The sequence below is a fragment of the Sphingomonas yabuuchiae genome, from assembly GCF_001477495.1.
GTDB lineage: Bacteria > Pseudomonadota > Alphaproteobacteria > Sphingomonadales > Sphingomonadaceae > Sphingomonas > Sphingomonas yabuuchiae_A.
Map to the genome: position 1 here is coordinate 1 of NZ_LDTF01000088.1, position 11328 is coordinate 11328.

The 11328-nt window shown below is 67.5% G+C and carries 8 protein-coding genes; 4 read left to right on the forward strand and 4 right to left on the reverse strand.

Going from position 1 to position 11328, the window contains the following annotated elements:
- On the forward strand, nt 1–1326 hold a 1326-nt coding region (locus NS355_RS14260; protein ID WP_153008231.1), incomplete at its 5' end, for an ABC transporter permease.
- 3 nt (nt 1327–1329) lie between these two features.
- Here NS355_RS14260 and NS355_RS14265 read toward each other — a convergent pair.
- The 3 genes from NS355_RS14265 to NS355_RS14275 form a co-directional block, all read right to left on the reverse strand.
- A complete protein-coding gene (locus NS355_RS14265; protein ID WP_058746317.1) occupies nt 1330–1827 on the reverse strand; it encodes a DUF427 domain-containing protein in 498 nt (165 codons plus the stop codon).
- 59 nt (nt 1828–1886) lie between these two features.
- A complete protein-coding gene (locus NS355_RS14270; RefSeq protein ID WP_209445104.1) occupies nt 1887–4916 on the reverse strand; it encodes a glycosyl hydrolase family 28-related protein in 3030 nt (1009 codons plus the stop codon).
- Between the two features lie 64 nt (nt 4917–4980).
- The gene (locus NS355_RS14275) at nt 4981–5205 is read right to left on the reverse strand and encodes a helix-turn-helix domain-containing protein (RefSeq protein WP_153008232.1); all 225 of its coding nucleotides are present in this window, start codon (nt 5203–5205) and stop codon (nt 4981–4983) included.
- Nucleotides 5206–5524: 319 nt separating this feature from the next.
- Here NS355_RS14275 and NS355_RS14280 point away from each other — a divergent pair, with 319 nt between their 5' ends.
- The gene (locus NS355_RS14280; RefSeq protein WP_058746318.1) at nt 5525–6871 is read left to right on the forward strand and encodes a gluconate:H+ symporter; all 1347 of its coding nucleotides are present in this window, start codon (nt 5525–5527) and stop codon (nt 6869–6871) included.
- 13 nt (nt 6872–6884) lie between these two features.
- Nucleotides 6885–7562: a FadR/GntR family transcriptional regulator gene (locus NS355_RS14285; RefSeq protein WP_058746319.1), complete on the forward strand. Its 678-nt coding sequence runs from the start codon at nt 6885–6887 to the stop codon at nt 7560–7562.
- 5 nt (nt 7563–7567) lie between these two features.
- Here the strand turns inward: NS355_RS14285 and NS355_RS14290 are convergent, their stop codons facing one another.
- The gene (locus NS355_RS14290; RefSeq protein WP_345938812.1) at nt 7568–8107 is read right to left on the reverse strand and encodes a gluconokinase; all 540 of its coding nucleotides are present in this window, start codon (nt 8105–8107) and stop codon (nt 7568–7570) included.
- 164 nt (nt 8108–8271) lie between these two features.
- On the opposite strand from NS355_RS14290, the gene NS355_RS14295 reads away from it, so the two are divergent.
- Nucleotides 8272–11310, forward strand: a complete 3039-nt coding sequence (locus tag NS355_RS14295; protein ID WP_058746331.1) for a glycosyl hydrolase family 28-related protein — start codon at nt 8272–8274, stop codon at nt 11308–11310.
- The last annotated feature ends 18 nt before the right edge of the window (nt 11311–11328 follow it).

The window sequence follows — 11328 nt, forward strand, 5'->3', positions numbered from 1 at the left end:
TGGCGGGGGAGCCTCTGGGGTGTGGCGGCGGGCCTGCCCATCCTAATGCTGGCCCTGTCGACCACCGAACGTCCGGCCTTTGCTGCTGGCTTTTTGGGCGCGACGGCTGGGACGCTGGGTATACTGGTTGCAATCGGTGTGGCGGTCCGTGCCATTGCGCGGCAGCTTCCGCGCCCGCGCCGGCCCTTGCCGCGGCTCGCGCTCACCGCACTTTATCGTCCCGGTTCACGAACGGTATCGCTGGTCGTCGCGCTCGGTCTCGGCCTGACCCTGTTCGTGCTGCTCGCCAGCATCCGTACCAGCATCGACGGCAATATCCGCCGCTCCGTGCCCGCACGAGCGCCCGCCTTGTTCGCCCTAGATGTGCCGCCCGAGCGCGAGGCCGAGTTTCGCAACACGGTCAAAGCGGTCGCCCCCACGGCCCGCATCGCCACCGTCCCGCTGATGCGCGGCACGATCACCGCCTATGGCACGACCCGCGTCGCCGACCTGCAGGCGATCCCGGACGGCGCATGGGCGCTGCGGGGCGAGCGCGGGCTGACCTTCGCCTCGACGCTGCCCCCCGGCAGCACACTGACCGCCGGGCGATGGTGGAACGGCGCCGAGCAACGCCAGAGCCTGGTGTCGATTGACGAGCGGCTGGCCAAGGCGCTGAACCTGCGGATCGGCGACCCGCTGACCGTTTCGGTCCTGGGGCTGGAACGTACGGCGCGGATCGCGTCGTTCCGGCGGATCGCCTGGGATACGCTGGGCTTCAACTTCGTCATGGTCTTCTCTCCCGGCGCGCTCCAGGATGTGCCGCACAATCTGGCGGCGACGATCGATATGCCCGCCGTGCAGGGCTCGGCCGTCACGGGCGCCTTGCTGCCCCGTTTCCCGTCCACCTCAATCGTCGAAGTCGGCGGGGTGTTGAAGCAGATACAGGACGTCGTCGGGCAGATGGCGACCGCCATCACCGTCGCGGCCGGGATTGCGGTGCTGGCGGGGATCGCCGTGCTGCTCGGCGCGATCGCGGCGGCCCGGGCGGCGCGGACCTATGATGCGGTTATGCTGAAGGTGCTGGGCGCGACACGGGCGCAAGTGCTGGCGATGCAGGCGATCGAATATGCGCTGCTGGCGGCCATCGTCGGAATGGTGGCGCTGGCGCTGGGCGTAGGCGGTGGATGGTTCGTGGTCACCCGCATCTTCGAGTTTGAATGGCTGCCCGACTGGAGCGTCATCCTCGCCACGCTGACGACCGGCGCGGTGGTGACGGTGGGCATCGGCGTGGCCGGAACCCTCCCGGTGCTGCGGGCCAGGCCCTCGGCAGCGCTCCGGGCGCTGTGAAGCCTACCAGCCCATGCTGCCCGGTCCGCCCTTGAACGGCCCCGCCAGATCGGCCGTGATCCAGCCGCCATAGAAGCCACCCGGCTGTGGCCGGACCTGTTCGCCGTCGATCGTGCAATGGTCGAATGGCGCGGCGTAGAAGGCGAGATGATCGCGGAGAATCTCAAAGGCCGGCGTCGGGTTGGGATAGCTCCAGGCGACATCGCGAAAGACCGTCTCTCCGATAGCGACATGCCAGTAGATCGCCTCGCCCTTCCATTCGCAAAAGGACCGGCGATCCGACCGCCGGAGCACGCCATGGTCGATATCGGCGGGCGGCAGATACCAACTGGGCGGATGGCTGGTCTCCAGCGTCCGGACGGCCGCGCGCGTGTCGGCGATCACGAAACCGCGATGCGCGATCCGGACATGGCGCGTGCTCGGCTCGGCGATGGCGGGGCGCGGATAGGTCCAGACACTTTCCTGACCGGGGCCGACGGGATCGGGTTTGGGCTTCGTCATGTCGGGATAACGTGGCGCGACGCATCCGGCTCCTCGACGAACGCATCGGCCGTGCCGCGCTACAGCGTGGCAGAGTAAAGCCCATGATGAGTCAGGATGAACAGTCGCCCCTGCTCTCCCCCCGCCTCTGCCTTGCCCAGCACGAGTTGCAGTGGCCTTTCGGGCACGTCAATCCGGCGCAACAGCGAGCCGTTGGGATTGTAGACGAAGACCTGACCATTCGCGACATACAGCCTGCCCGCCGCGTCGCGCACTGCGCTCTCGCCCCCGCGCTCGGCCAGCACCCGCAGATCGGTGACCCGCCCGCCCTCGCTGACCCGTCCGGCATAGGTCCGGTTCTCCGAGGCGTTGGTCAGTACCACCTCGCCCCCGAGCGGCGCAGGCGCAAAGCCATAGGCGTCAAGCGTGTCGGACCAGCGCCAGCCCTGGTGATCGTCCGGCCCCTGGTTCCACACGCGAAAGGCGGGCAGCACCAGCGATCCGTCGGGCGAAACATATTCCTGCGTCTTGGCCGCGCCCATCTTGGCGGCGAACATCTCGGCCATGGTCGGATAGCGATAGCTTTTGGGGTCGATCCGGTCGGCGAACTCGCCATTCTCCCAGACATTGAGCGGCAGCAGCGTCTGCGCCCCCGAATGCGTTCGGACCGGCGTCGGCGTGATCACGGTCACGGCCGCCGGGGCCGCAGGGTCGATGCTGTATACACTACCGTCGCGCCCCGCCGAAGACTGGACAAGCAGATGGCCGGAGCGGTCGACCGCCAGATTGACCGCATCGAGCGGGGCGTCGGCGATGATGTTCAGCCCCTTCGCCGCCGACCAGCTATAGATGCGCTGGAAGAAGCGATCGATGAAATAGAGCGTACCGGTCGCATCGACCGCCGCCCCGGCGATCGAATAGAATCCCTCCGCCAGCTTGCTGACGCCCGGCGACACCGGTACCGCCGACGCCATCGCCGCGCTGGCGGGAGCGGGCGGCACGTCGAGACGCGCAAACTCCCGCTCGCGCACCTCCGTCTGGCGGGTCATATCCTTGATCGCGTTCTCGAACGGATATTTGCTCGCGCGGAGGAAGGTGCCGCAGCCCTTGGCGTCGCAACTGGCAAAGCCGCTCTCGGCATTCACATGGACGTTGCGAAAGCGGATATCGCCGGAGTCGTACAGCTTGACCGCCGCATCCATCGGCTTGGCGGTGCGGGTGACACGATAGCCGTGATAATTGGCGAACAGGATGTTGCGGCTGTGGCGGAACTCGGTCGACACGGCGTTGACGCCGTCCCGCACCTCCTGCTCAGTCTGCGGGGCGAGGAATTCCCAGTTGGCGACATGGTCGAGCACGATCTCGGCACGGTAATGATGCTCGGCGGACAGCTGATAGACATGACCCGGCGTCGTCGTGTTCGAGACGTAGAACCCGGCCGAGGCCAGCGTATTGGGCGACCAAAGCGCATTGAAGGTGCCGCCGCCGCCATCTGTCACCCAGATGCTGGGATGCTGCCCGTCGAACCGCGCCCGCTGGTCGCCGAACCCGATCGGGCTGCCCGGCGTCAGCAGGGTGCCGCCGCCGCCCTGGATCTTCACGTCATCGACCAGCGACGCCTCACCCGCCTTCCACAACAGGGCGGTGGCGCGCGGATTGACCCCGCCGGTCCACAGCCCCATGCCCGAGACGATCCCCGCCCCGCCCTTCGCGCTCTCGATCAGCGGCTTGGCCGATCCGATCCCGCGATAGCCGGGGGCATCGTCCGCCAGATAGATATGCGTCAGGCTGGGGTGCAGCGCGATAAGCACCGTGTCGGGGCGCAGCCGCAGCGTGTCGCTGACCCGGTAGCGGCCCATCGGCAGATAGAGGACGCGGTGCGTGTCGATTGCGCGTTGCAGGGCAGCGGTGTCGTCGGTGGTGTCGTCGCCCTTTACCCCCAGATCGCGGACATTCGCCCAGGCCGCGACCGGCGGCAGCGCGGGGATGGCGGGTTTGGCTCTTGCAGGCGTCCGACCCAGCGGGCTGATCTTCACATCGGTCGCGAAGTCGCCCATCTGCCCCAGCTCGGGCACTTTGAGCCCATAGCCGAAATCGGCGACGCGGTAGCGCGGCCCCGCGCCCGCCACGACCCGACCGCTGTCGCGGAATTTGGCAAAGACGGGCGTGGCGATGCCGATCGCGTCGTCGAAGCCGATTTGGGTAAAGACGCTCTTTTCCGAGGAGATGACCACGCCCGCATCGCGGACATTCTCGAACCGCACCTGCTTGCCCCAGAGCGAGTCCGAATAGCCGGGATCGATGTCTATTCCCACCGGCGTGTCGCGGATGGCGACGTTGACCAGGGTCAGGTCGACCTCATGTTCCCGGATCGCCGCCTCGCGCTGGCCGGTGAAATCGCTGTCGATCAGCGTGAACTGCCAGGCGGGCGAGGTCTTCTCGGTAACGATACCATATCGGCCGCCGAAAAAGCGCAGATTCTGCGCGGCATTGCCCGCCTGATAGATTCCGGCAAAACCCGATCCCACATGGAAATCGACATGGCGGATATAGCCGTGCTGGGCGACGCGAAACCGCACCCCGACCGCCCCGGCATTGCCCTCTCCGATCCGGAAATCGACATTGGCGAGTGCGGAATAGAAGGTGGAGGATGTGGCGTCGTACAGCGCCGGATCGAACGGCACCGTCGTCGGTACCGGCACGGGCGGCTTGCCCGATCGATACTGGTCGTCGCCCGCAAAGGTCATCATCGCGGCGATGCCCGAGCCGAAGCCGGGCGTCGCATCGGCCAACAGGATCTCGGGCCGGGTCGGACCGACGCCGAACAGACGGACGCCCGATCGCACGACGATCGTCCGGCTGATCCGATAACGCCCAGAGGGCAGGAAGACGATGCCGCCATGGCCGCCCTCCGCCGCCGCGTCGATCCCTTGCTGGATCGCGGCGCTATCATCGGCCCGGCCGTCGCCCACGCCCCGAATAGTGATCGCGCGCGGATCGGCAGGGGCGGTGCGATAGATGGAGGTCGAGAATCGTGCGGCAGCCGTGGCCGCCATCGGGGGTGCAGCGGCCATCACCACCGCCGCGCTCAGCAGCCAGTTCGTCTTCATCGCCCTCTCCTTTTATCGGTGGGTCTTAGCGTAACGGCACGGTGACCGTCGTCGCCAACATGGATCAGGCGTGGAGACTGAGTGTCTGCGCCGCGATCGCCACCTGCGTCCGGTTGCGCACGTTCAGCTTGCGCATCAGCGCGGTCATGTGCGCCTTCACCGTCGCCTCGGCGATGCCCAGATCGAACGCGATCTGCTTGTTCAGCATCCCCGAATGGACTCCGCGCAACACCTTCATCTGGGTCGGAGTCAGCCGTGCCAGCGACGGCGCTTCGGCACTCGCGGTCAAGGGTTGGCAGGCCGTCGGACGTGTCCCTTCCATCGTCATCCTCCACTATGCGGCCCGACTGGGCCAAAGGCTGTCGGTCGTATGTGCCGACATGATCCCGTGTCCTTTTCGACCCAATCTATGTGGATTCGGTTGGACAGATTTTTATCATGCGCCCGGCAATCGCCCCGGATCAAGCCCTTTTCTGTTGCCCATGACCGAAAACCTGTCGTACAGATTATGAGATAAGTCCGGCAGGTGAAAACGCCGCCACGGACCAGGGAGGGGTGTCGATGCGCGATCCGCAAAGCTTGAACCAGATGACGAGCGGACCCCGCCCGTGACCGGCGAGGACATCCGCCTGATGGCGTCCGCGCTGGCGGGCATCCTGCTGGCCGTCCTGATGATCGTGAAGGGGCGGCTGCATCCGTTCATCGGCCTGCTGTGCGGCGCGTTCACGGTCGGGCTGCTTGCCGGGCTTCCGCTCGCCGATATCGCCAAGGCGGTGCAGAAAGGCGTCGGTGATATCGTCGGCGGCACCGGCCTGGTCGTCGCGCTCGGGTTGTCGCTCGGGGCGATGCTGCACCTGTCCGGCGCGGCGGCGGCTCTGGCACAGAGCGCCTTACGACTGACCGGCGCGCGGGCGGCCCCCTGGGCGACTTTGGGCATCGCGATCCTGATCGGCCTGCCGCTGTTCTTCGAGACGGGCCTGGTCCTGCTGCTGCCGATCGTCGTGGCCGCCGCAGAGGCGATAAACGCACCCGATGGAGAGGCGCGCGACGCCGCCAAGCTGCGCCTCATCATGCCCGCACTGGCCGGGCTGGGCGTCGTCCATGCGCTGGTGCCTCCGCATCCCGGGCCGCTGCTGGCGGTCGAGGCACTGGGGGCCAATCTGGGTCGGACGATGCTCTACGGCATCCTAGTCGCCATTCCGACCGCGATCATCGCGGGGCCGGTGCTGGCGCGGATCGTCACGCCGGGCGTACGCCTTGCGCCGCCCGTCCTGGGCGACCATCGGCTGGACATTGCGGTGCCGGGGCGCGGCGCGGCGCTGTTCATCGTGCTGCTGCCCGTCCTGCTGATTGCGACGGGCGAGTTGGGACAGCTTTCCCAGGCCCTCAAGGGCGCGGCCTGGCTCGTCGCCGCGAGCAATCCGGTGATCGCATTGCTCGTCACCAATCTCCTCGCCCTACCCCTGTTGTTCGGACGACGCCTGCGCGAGGCGAAGATCCAGGACGCGGTGTGGCATGAGACGATGGGCGCGGCAGGCGCGATCCTGCTGGCGATCGGTGCGGGCGGCGCGCTCAAACAGGTGCTGGTCAGCGCCGGTCTGTCGGACCTGCTCGCCCGGCTCGTCACCATGTACGCCATCTCCCCGCTGCTGCTCGGCTGGCTGGTCGCGGTCGGTATCCGGCTGGCGGCGGGGTCGGCGACGGTCGCGACGATCACGGCGGTCGGCATCATGCCGGGCGTGGTCGCCGGATCGGGCGTCTCCCCCGAACTCGTAGTGCTCGCCATCGGCGCGGGCTCGGTCTTCTTCAGCCATGTCAACGATCCGGGCTTCTGGCTGGTCAAGAGCTATGTCGGCACCAGCACCGCCGACACGTTCAAGACCTGGTCGATGCTGGAGACCGTCATCTCCGTCGTCGGCCTCGCGCTGGTCATGGTCCTGAGCCATTTCGTCTGACACGGGGGCGGAGATGAACGAAGGACGGCTGGCGGACCGGGCCTATACGGCGATCGTCCGCATCATCAATGACGAGGGGCTGGCGATCGGCGACCGCCTGCCCTCCGAAGCCAGGCTGGCCGAGACGTTCGGCATGTCGCGGACCATCGTGCGCGAGGCACTCGCCCGGCTGGCATCGGACGGGATCACCGAAGCCCGGCGCGGCGCGGGCTCCTATGTGAAGCGCCGCCCGTCCGAGCGGCTGGGCACCCATATGCCGATGGACGAACTGGCCAAGACGCTGGGCACCTATGAGGTGCGGTTCGTCCTGGAGGCGGAGACCGCCCGGCTGGCGGCACTGCGCCGATCAAGCGAACAGATGGAGGCGATCGAGCACGCATTGGCCGCGCTGCGCGCCGCGCTTCTGTCCGATGCGCCCGCGCATGACGAGGACTGGGTGCTCCACCGGGCCATCGTCGAGGCGACGGGTAATTCGGCCTTCATTCCCGTCTTCGACCATCTGAAGGACGAGGTGATGCATATCCTGCGCGCCGGGGTCGACATCTCCCGCTCGCGCCCGCCCGAGGTGATTGGCGCGATGATGGACGAGCATGACGCCATCGTCGAGGCGATCCGGGGCCGCGATCCCGACGGCGCGGCGCTGGCGATGCGCTGGCACCTGTCGCAAGGGCGCAAGCGGCTGATGCCGTGAACCTCTCAGGCGCGCTTCAACCACCCGAGCGTCTGCGCGACCAGTGTTTCCGGCGGCAGTCCGGCATCCAGCGTCAAAGCACATTCGTCCGTCGTCGGCCGCTCCAGCGTCGCCAGCTGGCTGTCGAGCAGGCTGGGCGGCATATAATGGTCCTTGCGCCCGCTCATTCGCTTGGCGATTTCCTGCGCGTCAGTATCAAGGAAAACGAAGAACAAGGGCACGCCCGCCGCCGCCCGCAACCGTTCCCGATAGACACGCCGAAGGGCCGAGCAGGCCGCGATCGCCGTTCCCTGGTCCCGCGCCGTCTCGCCGATCGCCGCGCCCAGCCGGTCGAGCCATGGCCAGCGATCCGTATCGGTCAGCGGATGGCCCGCGCGCATCTTGGCGACGTTCTCGGGCGAATGAAATGCGTCGCCCTCCAGCACCGGGCACTGGAATTGCGCGCCCAACCGCTGCGACAGCGTGGTCTTTCCGGTGCCGCTGACGCCCATCACCACGATGCCATGGGCGCGTGCGCCTGTGCTATTGCCGTCTTTCGCCTTCACCAGCACCCCTTGTCGCTTGCATCGGCATCGATGGCCGTGCCCGTTCGATCCTCGCTATCGTGCCTAGGGCGACAATGGCCATTACGACCTTTGTCGCAGTCGTGCTGAAACACCGCCGTGCCTATCCCAATGGCCCTGCCCCTGATCCGTTCCGCCTGAAAAGGATGACCGCCATGACGCGCCTGCTTTCCCTTGCCGTGATGGCGCTGCTCGCCGGAACTGCCGCGTCGCCGCTTTGGGCGAAATCCGCTTCGGTTTTTACCCGTGCCCCCGCCGATCCCCGCTCGGTGACGGTCCAGGCGCGCGGCGACGGTCGGAGCGACGACGGCGCGGCAATCCAGCAGGCGATCGACCGGGTGGCGGGTCAGGGGGGCGGCGGCATCGTCTTCCTGCCCTCGGGCCGCTATCGCCTGACCCGCACGCTCTACATGCGGCCCGGCGTCCGCCTGTTCGGGGTGGGCAAGACGCGCCCCGTCTTCGTCCTCGCCCCCGCCACACCGGGGTTCCAGCAGGGCGTCGGGACCATGGTCTTCTTCACCGGCACGCTGCCCCCCGAAGCGGGCAAGGACCCAGCCCCGGTGCCGGTGCCGCCGCCGACCAGCGTCCCCTTCGACAAGTCCATCGCCGACGCCAATTCGGGTACCTTCTATTCCGCGATGGCCAATGTCGATTTCGAGATCGGATCCGGCAATCCGGCCGCGACCGCCGTCCGTTTCCACACGGCACAGCACAGCTATCTGGCGCATATCGACTTCCGGCTGGGCGATGCGCTGGCGGGCATCTACCAAGTCGGGAATCTGGGGCAGGACCTCCACTTCCATGGCGGGCGCTATGGCGTCCTGACCGAAAAGCCCTCCCCCGCCTGGTCCTATACGCTGATCGACTCTAGCTTCGACGGACAGCGCGACGCGGCGATCCGCGAGCATGAGGCGGGACTGACCCTGGTCAATACGGTGATCCGCAACGTGCCCGTCGGGATCGAGATCGACCGCGGCTATGGCGACTGGTTCTGGGGCAAGAAGGTGCGGTTCGAGCGGGTCGCACGCGCAGGCATCGTCATCAGCAACGAGGACAATGCCTATACCCAGATCGGCTTTCCGGACGCGACCGCCAGCGACACGCCGGTCTTCGCCCGGTTCCGGGACAGCGGGCGGACCATCACTGGCCCCGCCCGGCGCTATCGGATGCGGGACTTCTCCTATGGCCTCGCCGTGCCGTCGCTTGGCCAGACGGGGCGATACGCGACCAAGGCGGATGCGGTGCCGCTGTTCGCATCGCGATCCAGCGAGGCTCCCGCCATCCGCACCCTTCCGCCGGTCGAGCAGTGGACCAATGTCCGCGACCTCGGGGCAAAGGGCGACGACGCGACCGACGACACCGCCGCGCTGCAACGGGCGATCGACACGCACCGCGTCCTCTATTTTCCTGCGGGTTTGTACCGGGTCAGCGACAGCTTGCGCCTGCGCCCCGACAGCGTGCTGATCGGCCTGCATCCCAGCCTGACCCAGATCGTCCTGACCGACGACAGCCCGGCCTTTCGGGGCGTCGGCAGCGCAAAGGGGCTGATCGAAAGTGCCAAGGGCGGCGACGCCATCGTCTCGGGCCTCGGCCTGGCGGCGGGCGGGCGCAATCCACGCGCGACGGCGCTGCTCTGGCGCGCGGGCGAGGACTCGCTGGTCGATGACGTGAAGTTCCAGGGCGGGCACGGCACCTTCCGCGCGGATGGCAGCCGCTTCGATCCCTATAATGCCGACCACACCGGCGATCCCGACCCCAAGCAGCGCTGGGACGGTCATTATCCCAGCCTGTGGGTGACGGATGGCGGGGGCGGTACGTTCAACGGGCTGTGGACGCCCGACACCTATGCCTCGGCGGGCATGCTGGTGTCGAACACCGAGACGCCGGGCCATGTCTATCAAATCTCCGCCGAGCATCACCGCCGGGCCGAGATCGTGCTGGACCAGATCGCGCATTGGGAGTTCCTGGCCCCCCAGACCGAGGAGGAAGCGGGCGAAAGCCGCGATGCCGTGGCCTTCGAGGTGCGCAACGTCCGTGACGTGCTGTTCGCAAACCTCCACGCCTACCGCGTCACCCGCTCGCTACAGCCCGCCAAGGCGGCGATCGCGCTGTACGGCCGGAACGACATCCGCTTCCGCAACGTCCATGTGAACGCCGAAAGCGGCTTTGCGACCTGTCAGGCGGACGGCTGCGGCACCTATTTGCGGGCCAGCAAATATCCTTACGAAAATGCGATCCGCGACATGACGCGGGGGGCGGAGGTCCGCGAACGCGAGTTCGCGACGCTGGACGTCACCCCCGCCGCCCTGCCAGCCCCCTCGCCCAGCCTGACGCCGGTCCGGCGGCTGGCGGACGGCTTCTACTCGCTCGGCGGCGGGGCGATCGATGCGAGCGGCAAGCTCTATTTCGTCGATCGCTATTTCCATCGCATCCATGGCTGGAGCGAGGAGGAAGGCCTCTCGGTCGTGTCCGACGCGCCGCTCGATCCCGTGAACCTGGCGGTCGATGGCTCGGGCAAGCTGCTGGTCCTGTCGTCCGCGGGGCCTGCCGCGACGGTCTATAGCATCGATCCAAAGGCCCCCTCGGCCGTAACGCTCCTGTCTCCGACCGCCGCGACACCGCCGGGTGCCCGGATCGTCCTGCCCGGCAGCGTGTGGGTCAATGGCGAGTTTCGCGACCAGTACGACCCCGCCACCGACCGGTTCACGACCCTGGGCGAGATGTTCGCCCAAGACATCGGCCAGCCCAAGACGCTATCCTATGTCGCCCCCGATGGCAGCATCGCCCTGCCCGCCTTCCGCGTGTGGCAGCAGGGGCCGACCGATCATCGCGGCTGGCGCTTTTCGGACACGCTCGACACCTATGGCCTGATTGCCACGCGCCCCGGCACCCGGATCGCGATCGCCAACGGGTCGGAGGACCGCACCTATACCGGGCTGGTGAGCGCAGGCGGTGCCGTCACCGACCTCAAGCCGTTCGCCGATCGCGGTGGCGAAAGCGTCGTGACCGGGGCGGACGGGCGCGTCTATGTCGCGAACGGGCAGGTCTTCGTCTATGACGCTGCCGGTGCCGAACTGGGCCGGATCGACGTGCCCGAGCGCCCCTTGCAACTGGTCTTCGGCGGTGCGGACGGGCGGACCCTATTCATCCTGACCCATCACGGCCTTTACGCCGCACGCCCCTGACCTCGGCGATACCGACTA